Raw genomic sequence first — 20577 nt, 5'->3', positions numbered from 1 at the left:
CTGACGGGACGCCACCCCGCGCTGCTCACCGGGTGTTCACTGCGCGTCAGTCCGGGCCCGGTGCCCACCCCCCTCCGGCCGAACGCCTACCCTCGTGGGTCGGGTGGAACGGACGAGGGGGACCGGATGGGCTACCACCGCAACAACTGGCGCCAGGTCGCGGGAGCGGCCGCGCCCTTCATCCCGGGCGGCCGGGCGATCCTCGGCACGGTCGACGCCGCCAACCGGCTGCGGGACACCGTCGGCCGGCGGTCGGTCCAGTACGTCCAGGGCGGCCGTCCGCTCGTCGAACTGCCCTGGCAGCCGCCCGGTCCGCCGGCGGACCCGCACCGCGCCGACGCCGTCGGCCGCCAGGCCTGGGACCTGCTCTTCGGCGACGAGCAGCGGTACGGCGCCCGCGCCCTGCTCGACCACGTGGGCAACCTGCTGATGCCGCTGCCGCCGGCCGAACTCGACCTGGTCGTCCGCCGCTTCGGCCAGCAGGGCCTGGACCGCTGGGACGCGCTCACCCACGTCAAGGACGCCGAAGGCCGCTCCGCGTACGACTGGCGTCGCCAGCAGGAGCTGTTCGGCTGGCTGCTGCGCTCGGTCAGCCCGTACTCGGCCATGCTGATCGGCACCGCCATGCCCTGCAGCCAGCCCGACTACGACGCCGGCTGCGACTGCGCCGACCACGGGTGGGTACTGCCGCAGGGTCCGTTCGCGCAGGTGGACGGCACCTACTTCACCGAGAAGTGGCAGCGGGTCTCCGGCTCGACCGAGGCGATGAGCTGGCAGGACATGGACCAGGGCCGGTTCGGCACCTGCTGGCTGCTGACCAGCGTGCAGGCCGTCGTGCAGGTCAATCCGCAGCACGCGCCGCGCCACCTCCGCCAGGAGGCCAACGGCACCGTCACCTGCACCCTCTACGACCAGGGCCGGCCGATCGACATCACCATGGTGCCCGACCTGCCGTACGGCCACGGCGTACTGTGGGGCGCCAAGGGCCACAGCGACGACGCCCGGTACGCCGAGACCTGGCCCGGCTACTACGAGAAGGCCGCCGCCCGGTTCTTCGGCGGCTACCCGGCCATCGCCGACGGCGGCCACCCGAGCGACGCGCTGAGCCTGCTCACCGGCCGTCCCTCACGCGAGGGCGAGATCGACCTCGGCAACCCGTGGCTCTGCCACGAGCTCGCCGACCGCCGCGCCCGCGGGCAGGCACTCACCGCCAGTACCCACGGACGCGGGGACGACACCGAGCGGATACACGGCGGACGGCTGGCCGCCAGCCACGCCTACTTCATCAAGGACGTCGACGTGGCCGGCGGCCGGATCTGCCTCGGCAACCCCTGGGGCGACGGCGCCGACCGGCGGATGTGGGAGTGCTGGCTGACGCTCCAGGAGATCCCGCACTGCCTGCGGAGGATGAACGCCGTCGACACCTGGTGAGCTGCCCGCCGTCCGCCTTGCGCCTCCCCCTTTCGACCGGAGGCCGGGGCGGTCAGAGCAGGCGAAGTGCCGCCACGAGGTCGGCCGGGTCGTGCGGGCAGCGGACGGGGTGGGCCTCGAGCTCGGCGGAGACCGGACGCCACCCCGTCCGCGGCAGCGGCTCCACCCGGACGTCGAGGACGCGGTACCCGGACCTGCGGTGGTGCAGGTGGAGCACACCCTCGGCGGTGTGGGTCAGCAGTTCGCCGGTGCGGTCGGTGCGGGCCGTTCTGATGCGCTGCCAGTCCTCGTCCGACCAGCGCAGATCGGGCAGCGCCAGCGGCCGGGGCAGCAGGATCGGGCCTTGCGGGGCCTCCGGAAGCGCCGTGCGGGGATCCGCGACGCTGCCGGGGACGGGGGTCGCCCAGGCGGGCAGTGCTTCGCGGGCCGCGAGCCAGGCGGTCGGAATGCCGGCGGTGCCGGTGTGCGCGGCGACCACCCCGCCGACGATGGCGGCCGTGGTGTCGACGTCCCCGCCTGCGGTGACGGTGTCCCAGATCGCGGCCGGATAGTCGTCGAGGTGGCGTGCGGCCGCCCACAGCGCGAACGGCACGGTGTCCGCGGCACTGACCCTGCTGCCGTTCCCCAGCACCTTCGCGGCGGTGTGCGGGTCGCCCGAACCGAGCAGCCCGACGGCCTCGCCGATCCCGCGCCGCACCGCGCCGTGCGGGGTGAGCCGGCGGACCTCGGCCAGGAAGTCCTCCGGCGCCGGACGCCCGCCCCTGGCCCGTACCGCGAGTGCGGCGGCCACCGCGACGGCGATCGCGCCGTCCACCGCCTGCGGATGGGTGTGGGTGATGAGCGCGGTGTCCGCCGCCGGGCGGACCGCGGCGGCCGGGTCGTCGGCGTACGCGGCACCGAGCGGGGCGACGCGCATGGCCGCGCCGTTGCCGTACGAGCCCTGGCCGTCGAAGAGTTCGGCCGCCAGCTGCCGAGCGTCGCCGCCCTCGCGGATCAGCCGGAGCATCCGGTTGGCGGCCGGACCGTACCCGCGGTCGAAGTCGTGGCGCCGGGCGAAGGAATGGGTGAGGTCGAAGGTGTCGATGCGGCCCCGCTCGGTGAGTACCGCGTGGACGGCACAGGCCATCTCGGTGTCGTCCGTCCACGGCCACCTGCCGGGCGGGGCCTTCCGGCGGTCCAGGTACGGGCGGTTGGCGGGGACGAAGAACTGGGCACCCAGGGCGTCGCCGACGGACAGCCCCTGCAGGGCGTCGAGACAGGCGGCGGCGGTGGCGGTTGTCGTTGGTCCGGTGGTTTCCGTGGGCCCGGCGGGCGGAGTGGTCTCCATGCGGTCGGTCATCGCCGTCCATCGTGGCAGCCGGGACCGGTGGGCGGCGAGGCGGTTTCCGGCCCTCGGGGCGGTCGGCCCGGAGGGATTGCGCACCCGGTCAGCAGCGGGCGTCGATCTCGCGGAAACTGGCGTAGTGGTCGGCGGTCCAGTAGCGCTCGCCGGCGGTGCCGGTGACGATCCGTCGGGTCCCGCGGTCGTCCGAACCCGGGCTGACGACGGTGTACTCGTGGTAGTAGCCGGTCGAGTGGCGGGGCAGCAGCCCCTCGCGGTTCTCGAAGACGATGCCGTCCGAGCGGTACGGGTAGGGTCCGCCCGCGGCGATCAGGGCGAGGGTGTTGCCGGCCTGGGCGGGGAGCCTGCTGCGGCAGACATCGGCGATGGCCGGGTCGCTGGGCACCCACCCCGGGCTCGCCGTACCCGGCGTCCGCGAGCGGGGGTTCTGTGGGCCGGAGTCCTGTGGACCGGGCTTCTGCGCGCCCGGGTTCTGTGTGCCGGGGCCGGTCGTACGGTCGGGCGTCGTGCCGGTGGTGGGAGTCCTCGTCGAACCGCTGCGGTCGCCGAGTGCGTAGGCGGCCGCGGCTACGATCGCGCACACCAGCAGGACGGCGACGACGATCACATGGTTTCGGCTGGTCATGGCCGACAGCTTGCCCGCTCGGCGGAGCGCGCCGGGCCGAGCTTCGCACCGCTCTCACCCGTTCGGCCGCAGGCGGAGCACATGTGCGGACGGGGCCGGCGGGGCCCGTCCGGGGACAGTCGGGCCGGGTCGATGATCCGTCAGGAACCGGCTGCAGCAGGGCATCTTCGACCTGGTGGCCATCGGATGCAGAAATGCCGCCGGGGCGGGAACGGACGCCATTGTCCGTTCCCGCCCCGGCTCGCTACGTCCGACGGCTCTCCTGCGCCGAGCTCCGTCGAACGCCCCTCCCCGGTGGAGGGGTGCGGTCAGCGATGGGACCGCGCTGCTTCGTGTCAGCGCGAATCGCTGCCCGCCGTCTCGATGGCGGCGCGACCTGCCTCCAGGCGCGCCACCGGAATCCGGAAGGGAGAGCAGGATACGTAGTCCAGCCCCACCTCGTGGAAGAAGTGGACCGAGTCCGGGTCGCCGCCGTGCTCGCCGCAGACGCCGAGCTTGAGGTCCGGGCGGGTCGCCCGGCCGGCCTCGGCGGCGTGCTTGACCAGCGAGCCCACGCCGTCCCGGTCGATGGTCTCGAACGGGCTGACGCCGAAGATGCCCTTCTCCAGGTACGCGGTGAAGAAGCTGGCCTCGACGTCGTCGCGGGAGAAGCCCCACACGGTCTGGGTCAGGTCGTTGGTGCCGAAGGAGAAGAACTCGGCGGCCTCGGCGATCTGTCCGGCGGTCACCGCGGCGCGCGGCAGCTCGATCATGGTGCCGAGCTTGATGTCCAGCTGCACGCCGGTGGACTTGGCGACCTCGGCGAGGACGCGCTCGCACTCGTCGCGGACCAGCTCGAGCTCCTGGACGGTGCCGACCAGCGGGATCATCACCTCGGGGCGCGGGTCGCCGCCGGCCAGCTTGCGCTCGGCCGCGGCCTCCGCGATGGCCCGGACCTGCATGCCGAACAGACCGGGGATGACCAGGCCGAGGCGGACACCGCGCAGGCCGAGCATCGGGTTCTGCTCGTGCAGCTTGTGCACGGCCTGGAGCAGGCGCAGGTCGTTCTCGTTCGGGTCCTTGCGGGCCTCGGCGAGGGCGACGCGCACCGACAGCTCGGTGATGTCGGGCAGGAACTCGTGCAGCGGCGGGTCGAGCAGCCGGACGGTGACGGGCAGGCCGTCCATCGACTGGAAGAGTTCCAGGAAGTCGCCCTTCTGCAGCGGCAGCAGGGAGGACAGGGCGAGCTCGCGGTCCTTGTCGTTGTCCGCGAGGATCAGGTGCTCGACCTCCTTGCGGCGCTCCTCACCGAGGAACATGTGCTCGGTGCGGCACAGGCCGATGCCCTGGGCGCCGTACCGGCGGGCGCGGTTCGCGTCCTCGGCATTGTCGGCGTTGGCCCGGACGGCGAGGCGGCGACGGACGTCGGCGTGCGCCATCAGCCGGTGCACGGCCTGGACGAGCCCGCCCTGGACGTCGGCGCCGGCGTGCAGGGTGCCCTCGAAGTACTCGACGACCGGGGACGGCAGCACCGGGACCTCGCCCAGGTACACCTTGCCGTTGGCGCCGTCGATGGAGACGACGTCGCCCTCGTGGACGACCTGGCCGTCGGCGGTGGTGAACTTGCGGTTCTTGGTGTCGACCTCCAGCTCCTCGGCGCCGCAGACACAGGTCTTGCCCATGCCGCGGGCGACGACGGCCGCGTGCGAGGTCTTGCCGCCGCGCGAGGTCAGGATGCCCTCGGCCGCGATCATGCCCTCGAGGTCGTCCGGGTTGGTCTCACGGCGGACCAGGATGACCTTCTCGCCGGAACGGGACCACTTGACGGCGGTGTAGGAGTCGAAGACCACCCGGCCGACCGCGGCGCCCGGCGAGGCCGCGATGCCGTAGGCGACCGGCTTGGTCTCGGAGGTCGGTGCGAAGCGCGGGAACATCAGCTGGGCCAGCTGGCCGCCGGTGACCCGGCTGAGCGCCTCGTCCAGGTCGATCAGGCCCTGGTCGACGAGCTGGACGGCGATGCGGAAGGCGGCGGCCGCGGTGCGCTTGCCGACGCGGGTCTGCAGCATCCAGAGCTTGCCGCGCTCGATGGTGAACTCGATGTCGCAGAGGTCGCGGTAGTGCGTCTCCAGCGTCTGCATGATGGTCATCAGCTCGTCGTACGACTTCTTGTCGAGCTGCTCCAGGTCGGCCAGCGGCAGGGTGTTGCGGATGCCGGCGACGACGTCCTCGCCCTGGGCGTTCTGCAGGTAGTCGCCGTAGACGCCCTGGGTGCCCGTGGAGGGGTCACGGGTGAAGGCGACGCCGGTGCCGGAGTCCTCGCCGAGGTTGCCGAAGACCATGGTGCACACGTTGACGGCGGTGCCGAGGTCGTTCGGGATGCGCTCCTGGCGGCGGTACAGCCGGGCGCGGTCGCCGTTCCAGGAGTGGAAGACGGCGTAGATGGCGAGGTCGAGCTGCTCGCGCGGCTCCTGCGGGAACTCCCGGCCGGTCTCGCGCTGGACGATGCCCTTGAAGGTCTCGACCAGGCCCTTGAGGTCCTCGGCGGTCAGGTCGAGGTCGTTCTCGGTGCCCTTGGCGTGCTTGGCCTCGTCCAGGGCCTCCTCGAACAGCTCGCCGTCCACGCCCAGCACGGTCTTGCCGAACATCTGGACCAGGCGGCGGTAGGAGTCCCAGGCGAAACGCTCGTTGCCGGACTGGGCGGCGAGGCCGGCCACCGAAGCGTCGGACAGACCGATGTTCAGAACGGTGTCCATCATGCCGGGCATGGAGAACTTGGCGCCCGAACGGACCGAGACCAGCAGCGGGTTGTCGTGCTGCCCGAGCGTCTTGCCCATCTCGGCCTCGAGGGCGGTCAGGTGCTTGCTGATCTCCTCGTGCAGCGAGGCGGGTTCACTGCCGGTCTCCAGGAAGACCTTGCAGGCCTCGGTCGTGATGGTGAACCCCGGAGGGACGGGGAGACCCAGGTTGGTCATCTCGGCCAGGTTCGCACCCTTGCCGCCAAGAAGATCCTTGAGGTCCTTGTTTCCTTCGGTGAAGGAGTAAACAAACTTCTGCTTCGCCGCCACGGGTCGGTCTCCTCGCACACGGTTGCCCTGACGCCGGAGAACATACCCATTTCAAAGGCGCTTTCGTGCCGCCAATAGGCCGTACGTGCTTGAGAACCACTCAGGACCCAGCAGATCGAATGCCCGGGTAGGCATTCACCTGTGTTGCTGAAATCGTCCGGTTGACGCTAGCGACCGTTCAAGTAGTGAACGCAACGAAACCTGAAGATCATACGAACCGGACAGAGAGTGATGGCCGATCGTCGACTCTGTTGCCCCGGCTTGATTTCCTGCAGTCAGGTACACCGTTCGGCCCGACAGCCCCTTCGGGAAGCAATTCACACTGTCGACACTCCACGGCGACCTGACCGGCCGTCAACCACCCAGGCTATGTGGCAAGCGTCACGAGCGCATCTCAGCCTGCGGGCGCGGTCGATCATCCACGATGCCACTCTGAGTGATTGATAGTCGAGCAGGCAGTAACCAAAATCTGCCAGAAAGGAGCCCTCTTGGCCAGATCGTCCAAGAGGGCTGGGCCGCACCGGCAGATGACCGATCCGGCACTATTTCGACCTCGCGTACAGATCAGCCGCCGGACGTGTCCGATTCGGCGTCAGCGGAGGGGGTGGCGCAGTCGTACGGATCGTCCAACCAGCCCTCGGGCAGTACGACCCGGTTGTTTCCGCTCGTCCGACCACGGGGGCCGTCCGCACCGATCGGCCACGTCTGGTCCTGGTCGATCTGCTGGAGAAGTTCGTCCAACTCGGCGAGGGAAGCGGCATTCGCCAGCCGAACGCGCAGCTCGGAACCGACCGAGAACCCCTTGGTGTACCAGGCGACGTGCTTGCGGAAATCGATGACGCCCCGGGCCTCGTCCCCGAGCCACTCACCGAGCAGCTGGGCGTGGCGCACCATGGCCCGGGCCACCTCGCCGAACGTCGGACGGGCGTAGTCGACGTCACCCTCGAAGACCGACACCAGGTCCTTGAACAGCCACGGCCGGCCCAGGCAACCACGGCCCACCACCACACCGTCGCATCCGGTCTCGCGCATCATCCGCAGCGCGTCGTCGGCCGACCAGATGTCGCCGTTGCCGAGGACCGGGATCTCCGCCGGCACCGACTCGCGGAGCCGGGCGATCGCCGACCAGTCGGCGGTGCCCCCGTAGTGCTGCGCGGCAGTACGGCCGTGCAGGGCGATCGCCGCCACACCCTCCTCGGCGCCGATCCGCCCGGCGTCCAGGAAGGTGAGGTGGTCGTCGTCGATGCCCTTGCGCATCTTCATCGTCACCGGCAGGTCACCCGCGTTGGAGACCGCCTCGCGCAGGATGTCCCGAAGCAGGTTCCTCTTGTACGGAAGCGCCGAGCCCCCGCCCTTGCGGGTGACCTTGGGGACCGGGCACCCGAAGTTCAGGTCGATGTGGTCGGCGAGGCCTTCGTCGGCGATCATGCGCGCCGCCTTGCCGACCGTGACCGGATCCACGCCGTACAGCTGGATCGACCGCGGCTTCTCGCTCGGGTCGAACTTGATCAACTGCATGGTCTTGGCATTGCGCTCGACCAGGGCACGAGTGGTGATCATCTCGGAGACGTACAGCCCCTTGCCGCTGCTCTGCTCCCGGCAGAGCGTCCGGAACGGAGCGTTGGTGATCCCCGCCATCGGCGCCAGCACCACGGGCGGCCATACCTGCATGGGCCCGATGTTGAGGGGTGCGAACTCTGCGTCGAGCGCGGTGGGATCCGCGCCGGTCGCGGGTGCACCAGCGGCGGTGGTGGGCGCACCGGTGGCGTCGGCGCTCCCGACGATGTCAGGCGTGCTGGGCGTGGTGGTCATGCGCGGCAGAGTCCTCGGCTGATGGGATTCGGGACTCTCCATTGTCCCCCACTCGGACGGCCGCCCCGGGCGCCCTCGGGAGGGCCCGGGGTGGGTGGTGGGTGGTGTGGGGCAACCCGGCTGGTGGGTGGTGTGGGGTACCCACGGCTGGTGGCTGTCGGGTGCCCTTCGGGATTCGGGTCACTCGGTGGACTTCGCCACACTGATCTGACCCGAGCTCGTGGCCACGTCGACCCGGCGGGTGGCGGTGTCGGACCGAAGGGCGGGGTTGACGTCCACTGCACCGGACACACTGCGCGCGTCTATTCGGTAGCCGGTGGAATCGGTCGGCAGTTCAACGTCGATCTCCCCGGATGTGGCAGTCACCGAGACCGTGTCCGGAGGCCGGGCGAACATCAGCAGCAGTTGCCCCGAGGTCAGCACGGCCCGGACGTTCGCCGATGTCAGCGACTCTCCTGTGATCTGGCCGGAGGATGCTTTGGCCCACACCCGCCCGCTCACGGAATCCAGCCGGATCGCGCCGGACGTGGTCTCCACCCGAATGTCACCGGCCATGCCCCGGGTGGTGACTTCGCCTGAGGTCGCCCTGGCGTGGACCGGCACGCCGGCCGGGACGCGGATGTCCAGCAGGAGACCGCAACCGGTGGGACCGACCGGCCCGACGATGCTGCGGCAGTGGGTGGATATGCGGAGCGTCCCCTTGTCCAGACTCTGCTCCACCGAGGACCGCCGCACCGCCCAGTCGGCCCGCTGCACCACGGTGGCCCGGTCTGCCGGCCCCGCCGAGACTCGGACCTGGGCTTCTCCGGTGTTCAGCTCCAGGGCAGTCACCGGCTCGGTGTACGTCCTGCTGGCCGTATTGGTCCGGTGGGCCAGGACTCCCCAGGCTGTTCCGCAACCGGTGAGGACCGCGAGCACCAGGACAGCGACGGCCAGGACGCGCCAGACCTTGCGCTCGCGCTCGGTCGCGGTTGTTGCGGCGGCGGTGGCAGTGATCGGTGGCCCTGTTGTAGCGGCGCCGGTCGCCGATGCGGTAGTGCCGGTCGCCGGTACGGTGGTGGCAGTCCTGCTGCCGGTGGCGCCATTGGTACGGGTGGACTTGCCCGCGGCAGGCATGTCACCCCACCTCCAGGAATCGGAGGACGGCCAGCACCCGACGGTGGACAAGATCCGTCTGCGGCATGTCCAGCTTCGTGAGTATGGAGTTGATGTGCTTCGCCACGGCGCTGTCGCTCACCACCAGGGCCGCAGCGATCGCGGAATTGGACCTGCCCTCGGCCATCAGTGCCAGAACATCGCGCTCGCGCGGGGTCAGCTTGCGCAGCGGATCACGGTCCTTGCGTACGAGGAGCTGGGCCACCACCTCCGGGTCGAGTGCGGTGCCGCCGTCCGCCACGCGCTGGAGGGCCTCCACGAAGTCGTCGACATTGGCGACGCGCTGCTTGAGCAGATAGCCGACGCCGCTGGTGTTGGTCGACAGGAGGTCCGCCGCATAGCGCTCCTCCACGTACTGGGAGAGCATCAGCACCGCCACATCGGGCCACTGCCGCCGGATCACCAGGGCGGCTTTCACTCCTTCGTCCGTGAAGCCCGGCGGCATCCGGACGTCGACGACCACGATGTCCGGCTTGTGCTCCTCCACTGCTGCCAGCAGCGCTTCGGCATCGCCGACCGCGGCCGGCACCTCGTAGCCAACGGATTCCAGCACCTTGATCAGACCGACTCGCAGGAGAACGGAATCCTCGGCAATCACAGCTCGCACGGCAGCTCCACGGTGAGAGTGGTGGGACCCCCGAGGGGGCTCAGGACAGAGAGCGTTCCGTCGACGGAGGCCGCGCGTTTGCGCAGGCCCGTCAGGCCGCTGCCACGGGACGGGTCGGCTCCGCCGATGCCGTCGTCGTCGATGACTATGTGCAGCAGATTGCCGATCCGGCGGACGGTGAGATCGACGCGGGACGCCATGGAGTGCTTGGCCACGTTCGCCAGTGCTTCGGAGACCGTGAAGTAGGCGACAGCCTCGACCGCCGGCGCCACTCGGCCGTGCAGGTCCACGTCCAGGTGGACGGGCACCGGGCTGCGGGCGGCGATGCCGGAGAGGGCTGCGTCCAACCCTCGGTCTTCCAGAACGACCGGGTGAAGCCCCCGAACGAGATCGCGCAGCTCCTCGATGGCTGCCTGGGCCTCCTCGTGTGCTTCAACGATCACTTGCATGGCCTCCGCGGGGATGTCGGTCAAGGTGCGACGGGCGAGCCCGAGATTCATGGCGAGCGACACAAGGCGTTGCTGGGCTCCGTCGTGCAGATCGCGCTCGATCCGGCGCCGTTCTGCGTCTGCCGCGTCCACCACGCCGGCGCGGCTCACCGCGAGGCGCTCCACCCGTTTCTCGAGCACCTCGGCCCGGTTGGGGCCGAGCAGGGAGCGGGCGGCCTGCTCGTCGGCCCGGGTGAGCCATCCGGCCAGCCACGGAACGACGAGCAGGAACGCCGCACCCGCAGCCGTGATCCATCCGTCGGTCGTCGACCAGCCGTAGCCGGAGCGCAGCGGGCTGTCGAGCGGCATCACCCAGATCCAGGCGAAGATCGTGGCCATGGCGAGACCGGCTCCCCACGCCGCGACGAGCAGCAGGGCGCCGCATGCTGCCAGTGGCGCCACCAGGAAGTGGTAGGACGCCTGACGCCAGGTCAGTCCCGAGCGCACTCTGACCAGCCAGCCTGCGTCGGCCGGAAGGCGGCTCGGCACCTCCACGTCCCGAAGGGTCCGCAGGCGACTGCGTTGAGCTGTCGTCAGCAGATCCGAACAGAAAGGGAGGAGGAGAAGGAGGACTGCGAAGGACTTGACGTCGATAAGAACGAGGAGGGGCGGCAGGCCCAGCGGTACTCCCGCCGCAATGAACAGGGAATCCCGCCGAACCGAGGCCGACCAGGGCATGCGCCGGACGACCGGCGCAAGGAGGCGGAGCTCGGAATCGGACATGGCGGCAACATTAGTTGGCGCTCGATCAGCTCCACCATGAAGCGGCCTTCAGTCTTGATGGTGTACCTAGCTACACCATCAAGACTGAAGTGTGCACTAACGACGCTCGGTGTCCGAAGCACGAGTGTTGTCGGCATGACGAATCCGAGGACGTACGGCAGGAACGGCCGCTACTGCGGCAACGACACCAGCACTGATGCTGGCACCGGCACCGATGGACGACGGCTCACCACCGATGCGCAGCCGATCGCGTTCGACGGCGTGGGGCAGGCACGCGCCACGGGCGGCACCGGTCGCACGATTCGAGCGGCCCGAGCTGCAGGAGGCCGGCGCGAGCCGTGGCTGCCACCCATCGGCAACCGGTCCTTGGCCTTACCCGTGTTGTGGCCCTGGTCGGTGCGGGGTTCGGCGGGGCGCGGGCGCCGGCCCACGCTGGAGGTCCTCGAGCACGGTGAGTTGCTCGATGTCCTCGTCGCCTCGACGCTCGCCCATGGTGTGCTGCGGGGTGCACGGAGGCGACCGGGCCCGGGGCATCCGGGTGCCGTGGCATGGGGTCGTCTCTGCGCCGACGGCTCTCCGCCGGGGGTGGCCTTCACCAGGGGGCGCCGCGGCAGGCAGCGGATTCCCGCAGGCGTGACCACGTTGCTGGGCGCCTTCTGGTTGGCCTGGTGCCCGGTGCCTGCGACCGGAGTCCTGGTCGCCGACCAGGACGGCGCACCGATCCGGCTGCGGGCAGGAGTTGCCGCATGACTCCCGGCCGGCTGTTGATCGGTTGCGGGCTCGTCCTGATCCCGTGGGCAGTGGCCCTTGCCGCTTCCGGGCTCGCCGGGTGGGCGCTGCTGGATGTCGTCGAGGTGGCGGCACTGCTCGTCGCCGGGCACCGGATGGACGGGGACGGGCCCTCCCACGGTCTGCCCGCAGCTGTTGCGGCCGTCCTTCTCACGACCGACGCCCTGGTCGATGTCGCAACGACCGCCGCCGGGCCGGAACTCGCAGCGGCCGTCACCATGGCCCTGGCCGCAGAGCTTCCCTTGGCATGGCTGTGCGCCCTTGCAGCCCTCGACCGTACGCCCCGGGGAGACCGGGCGACTGCCACGGCCTCACCGCGACCCGGCCACCGTCGGCCGTGCCCACCCGTGCCGTTCTCCGCCCGTCGCCCCACCACTCGGAAGGGCTGGGCCACCGCACCGGCAGGACGTGCCGACGGACACGTCCTGCCAGGAGGGGTGGGGCAAGTGGCAGTGTCAGCGGCACCCTCGGAGGCCCGACGCCAGCTCTTCCAACTTCCGGCGGGTGTCGTCGTCCTGGGGTGTGTACGCCACAAGCCGAGGGCCGGGCCTCGGGCCGAGCCACAGGTTGGTGTACTCGAACCGCAGCAGGCCCGCCCCGGGCACCAGGAATCGTTTCAGGCCGTTGCCCAGCCCTGCGACCTCGTGCTGCTGCCACATCTCATCGAACTCCTGCGAGGCCTTCCGCAGCCGGGCGAGCAGCGCCTTCCACGCAGGCTCGGCGCCGTGATCCGCCATGGCGGTGCGGAACCTCGCCACCATGCTGGGCCGTGCCTCCTCGATGTCGACCAGGCTCCGCTGGAAGTCCGATCCGGTGAAGGCCAGCCACATCAGGTTCCGGTCCTCGAACGGGAGTGCGTCAAGGTCGCCGACGATCCAGGTGTACGCGCGGTTGTGCGCGAGGATGTCGTACCGGCTGTTCATGACTGCGGCCGGCATCGGCTCCAGCTGCGCAAGCAGGGTCCGCGCAGCCGGAGTGACCGTGGCGCACTCGACGATCGGCGCCGGGTCCTCCGCCCCGGCCAGAACGAACAGGTGCGCCCGCTCGGTCGGGTCGAGCATCAGCGCCCGGGCCACCGACTGCAGCACCTGCGCGGAGACCTGGATGTCCCTCCCCTGCTCCAGCCACGTGTACCAGGTGACCCCGACGGTGGCGAGCTGCGCCACCTCTTCGCGCCGGAGGCCCGGGGTGCGCCGCCGGCCGGTGTCGGGCAGGCCGACCTGCTCGGGAGAGATGCGCTCCCGCCGGCTACGGAGGAAAGCCGCCAGCTCCCGGCGCCGGGCAGCAGCCGGCGCCACCTCACCCGTGGCCGCGGGCCCGGACAACGTTCCCGGCCGCGACGGGGCCGCCGTCGGGCGATCCCCCGCGGGAACGGGATTCCCCGCAGCGGCGCGCCCGGGGCCACTGGCGGACACCGGCCCGGAAGGCGAGGCGGGCACGCCCTGATCCGGGCCGCCGTTACCGGTGCCGTTCCCCGGCTCGACCCCGGCCGGCCCGTCCCCTGTCGGCCCGCGCCGCGGGGCCTTGGCGGTGCTGCCTGCGGAAGCAATGCTGGTAGCCATGCTCCCCAGCATGCTCCACGGCTGATCCTGTTGCCAGGTAGTCGTTATACCCGGATAAACCCTCTCTGGTACCAGGGTGAGGAGGGGCGGATCGTAGGGGCCGTGACCCAGCAACTGACGCTTCCAAGGACCACATCCTCCGTCGGCGCCGCCGCAGCCACCCCCACCCTGGGTGTCGCCGGCCTCGTCACCGTCCTGCTCGGTGCGTTCCTGCCGATGCTCGACTTCTTCATCGTCAACGTCGCGCTGCCCACCATCGACCACGGCCTCGCGGCGGGCCCTGCCGTGCTGGAGCTGGTCGCCGCCGGGTACGGCATCGCCTTCGCCGTCCTCCTCGTTCTGGGTGGCCGCCTCGGCGACGCCCTCGGACGCCGCCGGCTCTTCGTTGCGGGCGCCGCGGCGTTCGCCCTGACCTCCCTCGCCTGCGGTCTCGCCCCGACCGCCTGGACACTGGTGGCCGCCCGGGTGGCCCAGGGCGCCTCGGCAGCCCTGTTGCTCCCCCAGGTGCTCGCGACGATCACCGCCGCCAGCGGTGGTGCGCAGCGGGCCCGCGCCCTCAGCATTTACGGCGCGGTCGGCGGGATATCCGTGGTGATCGGGCAGGTCCTCGGCGGGATGCTCGTGTCGGCCGATCTGTTCGGCACCGGCTGGCGTGCGGTGTTCCTGCTCAATGTGCCGTTCGCCCTGCTGACCGCGCTGCTCGCCGTGCGGTACGTCCCGGAGACCCGGGCGCCGCACGCGGCCGGGGTCGACATGCCGGGGACGGCTCTGCTCACGGCCGCCCTCCTTTCCCTCTTCGTCCCGCTGATGGAAGGCCGCGCGGTCGGCTGGCCGCTCTGGACGTGGCTGCTGCTGGGCGCGTTCTCGCTGCTGGCGGCCGCTTTCCTGGTCGTCGAGCGCCGCGCCGAAGAGATGGGCAGGACGCCGCTGGTGCCGCTCTCACTGCTGCACATCCCGGAGATGCGCCGCGGACTCGCCATCGCGCTGCCGTACTTCACCGGCTTCGGCGGCTTCATGTTCGTGGTCGCCATCCTGCTGCAGCACGGACTCCGGCTGGACCCGGTCGCGGCCGGCTGGGCACTGGTGCCGATGGCAGTCGGCTACTTCGTGGCGTCGCTCTCCGGCCCGCGGCTCACCGGGCGGTACGGCAGTCGGATCATCACTGCCGGCGCCGTCGTCCAGGGCCTCGGCCTGATCACACTGGTCGCGACCGTTCTCGCCGACTGGGCGCACTTCTCACCGCTGCGGATGCTCCCCGGAGTCGCACTGGCAGGCATCGGGCAGGGCCTGGTCGGCACGCCGCTCTTCCGCGTTGTGCTGTCCAAGGTCCCCGCCGAGCGAGCGGGTGTCGGCAGTGGGGTGCTGGCAACGACTCAACAGTCCAGCCTCGCCCTGGGAGTCGCCACACTCGGCACCCTGTTCCTCTCCGTCGCGCCCACCATGGGGTTCGCCCACGCGCTGGCACTGGTGCTGGCCATCCAGTTCGGAGGGTCGGTGACCATTGCGGCGCTCAGCCTGCGGCTCCCCCGCTCGGTCGCCTGACCGCAGGTCCGCTGCAGGGGCACTCGCCCAATCCCGGCGCGCCCATCGGTCGGCTGGACTCGGTCGATCGGCTGGACGGAAAACCGGAAGCAGGTTGTCGGCTTCGAATGGGAGCATGGGGGTCATGACGAGTACCGAGCCCACCACACCTCCCGAGTCCCGCACCCGCGAACAGCTGGTCGCTCTGGTGAAGGCCGGCGCGCGTCCCCGCTACCTGCTCTTCTGGGGCCACCGGCCCGAGCCGGACGGCCGGATCGGGCCCGGGTCGCTCAGCCAGTGGTGGCCGGGCGAGTTCACCGTCGACGGCGTGACGTACAAGACGGCCGAGCACTGGATGATGGCCGGGAAGGCCAGGCTCTTCGGTGACGAGGAGACCCTGGCCCGCATCCTTGCCGCTCGTACACCGGGCGAAGCGAAGAAGCTGGGGCGCATGGTCCGCGGCTTCGACGAGCAGCGCTGGGTCGCCGAGCGGTTCGACCTGGTCGTCGAGGGCAACGTTGCGAAGTTCAGCCAGGACGAGGCCCTGCGGCACTACCTGGTGGGCACGTCCCAGCGTGTGCTGGTGGAGGCGAGCCCGCTCGACCGGCTGTGGGGCATCGGCCTCGCAGCCGACGACGACCGGGCCACCCTGCCGCACGAGTGGCGAGGCCTGAACCTGCTCGGCTTCGCCCTCATGGAGGCCCGGGCCAGGCTCACCGGCTGATCCGCCGGGCACGTACAGGTGTGAACCCTGCTGCCCTGCAGCGCAGTTCGCGCGAGCGCCGCATCCGGATTCGCTGGCCTTCCCCACAGCAGGAACCGTTCGGCGAAAACCGGCGGACTCACGCCCGTAACACCGTCGCCGTATGGCTTCGCAAGGATGGCTCGAAGTCAGGGCCAGGGGCCGACTCGGCGACCCCGCGGCGGAGAGGGCTGGTCGGGCGGGGATGGCAGTGCAAGAGCTGGGGCCCACGGCAGCGGACATCCACATGCTGCGCACGGAGTTGGACGAACTGCTCCGGGCGCGGCAGTACGCGGCGCAGCGCGAGCGTCGTCTCGCCGAGGCAGTACGTGCCGCAAGCGAACCGGACCGTGCACACGCCTACGCCCAGCCGCAACGCCACCCGGACCCGGAACTGCTGCGACGGCTGTCCCAGGCGCAAACCCTCAGGGAGGGCCTGGGCGCCCGCTGCCTCGAACTGAGTGAACGGCTGCTCGCCCTGGAGGACTTGGCTCGGCAGAACGGCGGCGCCACCGGTGGCCCGGGCTACCGGCAGCCGTACGGACCGGCCGGTGCAGCACCGCGGGATTCGGTCCCGCCCCAGCAGAACGCGGCCGACCGCACCGGGGACGCCCGGGTCCGCGGCGCCCGGGGGTCCGGTCCGGTCGGGGTCCAGCCGGTGGGGTCGGCCTCACCGGCAGCACCCACCCCGCCGACGACACCCATCGCAGCACCGGCGCCAGCGGCACCGGCACCCGCCCCCACACCACCGACATCCGCAACGCCGAGGACATCCGCGAGTCCGCCCGCGCCACCCAAGCCCCCGAAGCGGAAGCGCCCCACCGGTGCACGCTTCGGCGGGGCCTTCCTGGACGAGCCCGAGCCCGAGCCGGCACCGGCCGTGGCTCCGCGGTCCCAGGGCGCCGATGCCCGGGCGGGTGCGACTCCCGCGGCCCGGCCGGCGCCGGTCCGGGGTGCGCGCTTCGGCGGTATACAGGGGTCCGCGGAGTCCCCGGCCGAAAACTCCCCACAGGCACCGGCCGGCTCCATGGACCATCCCGAGCACGTCCAGGACCACCGGGCAGGCCGGGCCGCGGCCGAAGCGGCGGAGGCCGCCGTTCCGCCGCTGCGCAGTGCCGAGGAGATCGCGGCCGTCGCCGGGCGCATCGGTGAGCTGCACCGCCGCGGTGCGGCGCACGAGTCGGCGGCAGTGGTGGCGCAGGCAGCCGTGACACTGGCGCCCGAGAACGTGGCGCAGCTGGCCGGCCTGCTGCGCTCCCACGGGCCCTACGGCGCGGCCGCCTACCTGGCCCGCGCGACGGCGCACGGCTCTGCCGATCAAGCCGCCGGCACCCTTGCCGAGCTCCGCCGCACCGGGCTGGTGGACGAGGCGAGCGAGCTGTTCCACGCCCTGTGGGGCGCACCCGCCTCCGCCCTGCCCTCACTGCTCGCGGCGTTGGAGCGGGCAGGCCAGTCCGCGGACGGGCAGACCCTGCTGTGGGAGTGGGCCTCGGCGCCGCCCGCCGAACTGGCGGCGCTGGCGGTCGGGTTGTCGGCCGCGGGGCGCACCGGCGACGTACGGCATCTGCTGCGCCAGGCCGCGGGTCGGCCGATCGGCGATGTCGTGGCCGTCGTACAGCAGTTGGCCGCCCCGGCGGCTGGCGCGCCGGCCCCGCAGCTGTCGGCCGTGCTGGTCAGGGAGGCCGCCGGGATGCGTTCCCCGGCCGATCTGGCCCAGCTCGGGCATGCGCTTCTGCCGCAGCGCGAGTTCTACGAAGTCCTCCTGGGCGCGGTCGCCGTGTTGGAGGAGAGCCGTTCGCGGGGTGCGCTCGCCGCCCTCCGCTCGGCCGGGCTCCCCACCGAACCACCGACCACCCGGGCACGCGGCCGCCGCTGACCCCCGGTTCGCACCGGAGACGGCCCACCCCGGAAACAACGCGGCCCCCTCACCGCGGAGTCCGCGGCAAGGGGGCCGGAAGTCGTACAACCCGGTGGCTCACACCACCCGGTGGCTCACACCGACCGGTGTCAGCAGCCGATCAGGCGGGCGGCCAGGTAGGACTTCACCTGGTCGAGCGAGACGCGCTCCTGCGCCATGGTGTCGCGCTCGCGAACGGTCACCGCGTTGTCCTCGAGGGTGTCGAAGTCGACGGTGACGCAGAAAGGCGTGCCGATCTCGTCCTGGCGGCGGTAGCGCTTGCCGATGGCGCCGGCGTCGTCGAAGTCGACGTTCCACGCGGTGCGCAGGTCGGCGGCGAGGCCGCGGGCCTTCGGGGAGAGGTCGGCGTTGCGGGAGAGCGGGAGCACCGCGACCTTGACCGGGGCGAGGCGCGGGTCGAGCCGCATGCCGACGCGCTTCTCCATCTGGCCCTTGGCGTTGGGCGCCTCGTCCTCGAAGTAGGCGTCGATCAGGAAGGCCAGCATGGCGCGGTTGAGGCCCGCTGCCGGCTCGATGACGTACGGGAAGTAGCGCTCGCCGGACTCCTGGTCGAAGTACTTGAGGTCCTGGCCGGAGTGCTCGCTGTGCACGGTGAGGTCGTAGTCCGTGCGGTTGGCGATGCCCTCGAGCTCGGAGAACTCGGTGCCGCCGAAGTTGAAGCGGTACTCGATGTCGACCGTGCGCTTGGCGTAGTGGGAGAGCTTCTCCTTCGGGTGCTCGAAGAAGCGCATGTTCTCCTCTCGCAGGCCGAGGTCGCGGTACCAGTTCCAGCGCTGCTCGAGCCAGTACTCGTGCCACTTCTCGTCCTCGCCCGGCTTGACGAAGAACTCCATCTCCATCTGCTCGAACTCGCGGGTGCGGAAGATGAAGTTGCCGGGGGTGATCTCGTTGCGGAAGCTCTTGCCGACCTGGGCGATGCCGAACGGCGGCTTCTTGCGCGAGGTGGTCTGGACGGCCTTGAAGTTGGTGAAGATGCCCTGCGCGGTCTCCGGGCGGAGGTAGGCGAGACCGGAGCCGTCCTCGACCGGGCCGAGGTGCGTCTTCAGCATGCCCGAGAACTCCTTGGGCTCCGTGAAGGCGCCCTTGTTGCCGCAGTTCGGGCAGTTGATGTCGGCGAGGCCGTTGGCCGGCAGCTTGCCGTGCTTGGCCTCGTACGCCTCCTCCAGGTGGTCTGCGCGGAAGCGCTTGTGACAGGAGAGGCACTCGGTGAGCGGGTCGTTGAACGTGGCGACGTGGCCGGAGGCCTCCCAGACCTCGCGCGCGAGGATCACCGAGGAGTCGAGCCCGACGACGTCCTCCCGACCGGTGACCATCGCCCGCCACCACAGGCGCTTGATGTTCTCCTTGAGCTCGACGCCCAGCGGACCGTAGTCCCAGGCGGCGCGGGTACCGCCGTAGATCTCGCTGCAGGGGTAGACGAAGCCACGGCGCTTGCTCAGGCTAACGATCGTGTCGATCTTGTCGGCGGCCACAGTGCTCTCTTCAGTACGACGGCACGGTCTGGGCACGGCTGGTTGCGCGCACCCGAATACCTCAGGTTACCGGGCACGCGGGTAGGACGTTCAAATCGGTATTGGCCGCCACCGCACCCCGCGGCTCCGCCACCGCACCCCGCCGTGTCCAGCACCGCGCCCCGCCGCATCCCTCACCACCCTCGCCGCATCCGCCGGTACACCCCGCAGGCTCGGCGAGCACACGGACGGCGCAGCAGAGCTCACGCTCCCGGCGGACGACGCTCACCCAATCGGGTGAGTTGACAATCATTTCCACATAAGATGAGAATGGTTGTCATGACGCTCCCCCGATCTGCCGAAGGCCCCACTCGTCCCCTCGGCGGCCTCCGCCGGTCCGCCAAGGCAGCGGCCCTCACCGCCACCGCCCTCGCCGCGGCACTCACGCTCACCGCCTGCGGCGGCAACAGCAGCGCGCAGGACGCCGGCGGCAGGCTCTCGGTGGTCGCGTCGTTCTACCCGATGGAGTTCCTCGCCTCGCAGATCGGCGGCGAGCACGTGAAGGTGACCGACCTGACGGCCGCCGGCGTGGAGCCGCACGACCTCGAGCTGACCGCCAAGCAGGTCGGCACCGTCCAGAAGGCCGGCGCCGTGCTCTACCTGAAGGGCCTGCAGCCGACCGTCGACAAGGCGGTCGAGCAGTCCCGTTCGAAGCACGTCGTGGACGCCGCGGCGATCTCCCCCCTGGTCGACCACCACCTCGACGAGGACGGTGGCGAGCACGGCGGCGAGGAGGCGGACGGCCACGAGCACGCGGGCCACGAGCACGCCTCCGGCCCGGCCGGCGACCCGCACATCTGGCTCGACCCGACCCGGTACGCGGCGGTCGCCAAGGCGGTCGGTGCCGAGTTCGCCGAGGCCGACCCGGCGCACGCCGCCGACTACGAGAAGAACACCGCCGATCTGGTCGCCCGCCTGACCGCGCTGGACAAGGAGTTCCAGGACGGCCTGAAGGGTTCCGGGAGCAAGACCTTCGTCACCAGTCACGCCGCCTTCGGCTATCTCGCCGACCACTACGGCCTGGAGCAGATCGCCATCAGCGGCGTCGACCCGGAGGCCGAGCCCAGCCCGGCACGACTCGCCGAGATCCAGAAGGCCGCCCGCGAGCACGGCGTCACCACCGTCTTCTTCGAGAGCCTGGTGAGCCCCGCGCTCGCCACCACCGTCGCGAAGGACCTGAAGCTGCAGACCGCCGTGCTCGACCCGCTGGAAGGCATCAAGGACGGCAAGGGCGACTACTTCTCCGTCATGCGGCAGAACCTGACCAACCTCCGGACCGCGCTCGGCGCCACCAGCTGACGGGACAC

At 71.0% G+C, this 20577-nt stretch carries 13 protein-coding genes and 1 pseudogene; 5 read left to right on the top strand and 9 right to left on the bottom strand.

Going from position 1 to position 20577, the window contains the following annotated elements; genetic code table 11:
- Positions 1 to 126: 126 nt before the first annotated feature.
- The gene (locus tag AB0M03_RS08500; RefSeq protein ID WP_363489857.1) at positions 127 to 1431 is read left to right on the top strand and encodes a C2 family cysteine protease; all 1305 of its coding nucleotides are present in this window, start codon (positions 127 to 129) and stop codon (positions 1429 to 1431) included.
- Between the two features lie 394 nt (positions 1432 to 1825).
- Here AB0M03_RS08500 and AB0M03_RS08495 read toward each other — a convergent pair.
- The 8 genes and pseudogenes from AB0M03_RS08495 to AB0M03_RS08460 all read right to left on the bottom strand — a co-directional run.
- Positions 1826 to 2758: pseudogene (locus tag AB0M03_RS08495) on the bottom strand (ADP-ribosylglycohydrolase family protein); the annotation flags it as partial.
- Positions 2759 to 2858: 100 nt separating this feature from the next.
- The gene (locus AB0M03_RS08490; RefSeq protein ID WP_363489855.1) at positions 2859 to 3398 is read right to left on the bottom strand and encodes a ribonuclease domain-containing protein; all 540 of its coding nucleotides are present in this window, start codon (positions 3396 to 3398) and stop codon (positions 2859 to 2861) included.
- Positions 3399 to 3733: 335 nt separating this feature from the next.
- Positions 3734 to 6442: a pyruvate, phosphate dikinase gene (gene ppdK / locus AB0M03_RS08485; RefSeq protein ID WP_363489853.1), complete on the bottom strand. Its 2709-nt coding sequence runs from the start codon at positions 6440 to 6442 to the stop codon at positions 3734 to 3736.
- Positions 6443 to 7006: 564 nt separating this feature from the next.
- On the bottom strand, positions 7007 to 8113 hold the full coding sequence (dusB, locus tag AB0M03_RS08480) for a tRNA dihydrouridine synthase DusB (RefSeq protein WP_363490054.1): 1107 nt from the start codon (positions 8111 to 8113) through the stop codon (positions 7007 to 7009).
- A gap of 321 nt (positions 8114 to 8434) precedes the next feature.
- Positions 8435 to 9370 (bottom strand): DUF4097 family beta strand repeat-containing protein, encoded by a 936-nt coding sequence (locus tag AB0M03_RS08475; protein WP_363489851.1) that lies wholly within the window; start codon positions 9368 to 9370, stop codon positions 8435 to 8437.
- A 1-nt stretch (position 9371) separates the two neighbouring features.
- Entirely contained in the window at positions 9372 to 10016 is a 645-nt protein-coding gene (locus AB0M03_RS08470; protein WP_363489849.1) for a response regulator transcription factor, read from the bottom strand.
- Complete coding sequence (locus AB0M03_RS08465) at positions 10004 to 11227, bottom strand: sensor histidine kinase (RefSeq protein WP_363489847.1); 1224 nt, start codon at positions 11225 to 11227, stop codon at positions 10004 to 10006. The genes AB0M03_RS08470 and AB0M03_RS08465 overlap by 13 nt, the downstream gene beginning before the upstream one ends.
- Positions 11228 to 12471: 1244 nt before the next feature.
- Complete coding sequence (locus AB0M03_RS08460; RefSeq protein WP_363489845.1) at positions 12472 to 13314, bottom strand: helix-turn-helix transcriptional regulator; 843 nt, start codon at positions 13312 to 13314, stop codon at positions 12472 to 12474.
- Positions 13315 to 13680: 366 nt separating this feature from the next.
- Between AB0M03_RS08460 and AB0M03_RS08455 the strand changes: the two genes are divergently transcribed.
- The 3 genes from AB0M03_RS08455 to AB0M03_RS08445 all read left to right on the top strand — a co-directional run bounded on the left by AB0M03_RS08455 (position 13681) and on the right by AB0M03_RS08445 (position 17717).
- Positions 13681 to 15120, top strand: a complete 1440-nt coding sequence (locus AB0M03_RS08455) for an MFS transporter (protein WP_363489843.1) — start codon at positions 13681 to 13683, stop codon at positions 15118 to 15120.
- Between the two features lie 124 nt (positions 15121 to 15244).
- A complete protein-coding gene (locus AB0M03_RS08450) occupies positions 15245 to 15823 on the top strand; it encodes an NADAR family protein (protein WP_363489841.1) in 579 nt (192 codons plus the stop codon).
- Between the two features lie 1045 nt (positions 15824 to 16868).
- On the top strand, positions 16869 to 17717 hold the full coding sequence (locus tag AB0M03_RS08445; RefSeq protein ID WP_363489839.1) for a hypothetical protein: 849 nt from the start codon (positions 16869 to 16871) through the stop codon (positions 17715 to 17717).
- Positions 17718 to 17848: 131 nt separating this feature from the next.
- On the opposite strand, the gene AB0M03_RS08440 is transcribed toward AB0M03_RS08445, so the two are convergent.
- On the bottom strand, positions 17849 to 19231 hold the full coding sequence (locus tag AB0M03_RS08440) for a glycine--tRNA ligase (RefSeq protein ID WP_363489837.1): 1383 nt from the start codon (positions 19229 to 19231) through the stop codon (positions 17849 to 17851).
- Positions 19232 to 19549: 318 nt separating this feature from the next.
- Here AB0M03_RS08440 and AB0M03_RS08435 point away from each other — a divergent pair, with 318 nt between their 5' ends.
- Positions 19550 to 20569, top strand: a complete 1020-nt coding sequence (locus AB0M03_RS08435) for a metal ABC transporter substrate-binding protein (RefSeq protein ID WP_363489835.1) — start codon at positions 19550 to 19552, stop codon at positions 20567 to 20569.
- Positions 20570 to 20577: the final 8 nt, after the last annotated feature.

It is taken from the genome of Kitasatospora sp. NPDC051914, from assembly GCF_040680995.1.
Taxonomy (GTDB): domain Bacteria; phylum Actinomycetota; class Actinomycetes; order Streptomycetales; family Streptomycetaceae; genus Kitasatospora.
This window is presented reverse-complemented; position numbering and strand designations above follow the sequence as displayed.

Coding starts and splice junctions, on each gene's coding strand:
- AB0M03_RS08500 (WP_363489857.1), top strand. CDS start 127: ATGGGCTACCACCGCAACAACTGGCGCCAGGTCGCGGGAGCGGCCGCG.
- AB0M03_RS08490 (WP_363489855.1), bottom strand. CDS start 3,398: ATGACCAGCCGAAACCATGTGATCGTCGTCGCCGTCCTGCTGGTGTGC.
- dusB (WP_363490054.1), bottom strand. CDS start 8,113: ATGCAGGTATGGCCGCCCGTGGTGCTGGCGCCGATGGCGGGGATCACC.
- AB0M03_RS08475 (WP_363489851.1), bottom strand. CDS start 9,370: ATGCCTGCCGCGGGCAAGTCCACCCGTACCAATGGCGCCACCGGCAGC.
- AB0M03_RS08465 (WP_363489847.1), bottom strand. CDS start 11,227: ATGTCCGATTCCGAGCTCCGCCTCCTTGCGCCGGTCGTCCGGCGCATG.
- AB0M03_RS08450 (WP_363489841.1), top strand. CDS start 15,245: ATGACGAGTACCGAGCCCACCACACCTCCCGAGTCCCGCACCCGCGAA.
- AB0M03_RS08445 (WP_363489839.1), top strand. CDS start 16,869: ATGGACCATCCCGAGCACGTCCAGGACCACCGGGCAGGCCGGGCCGCG.
- AB0M03_RS08435 (WP_363489835.1), top strand. CDS start 19,550: ATGACGCTCCCCCGATCTGCCGAAGGCCCCACTCGTCCCCTCGGCGGC.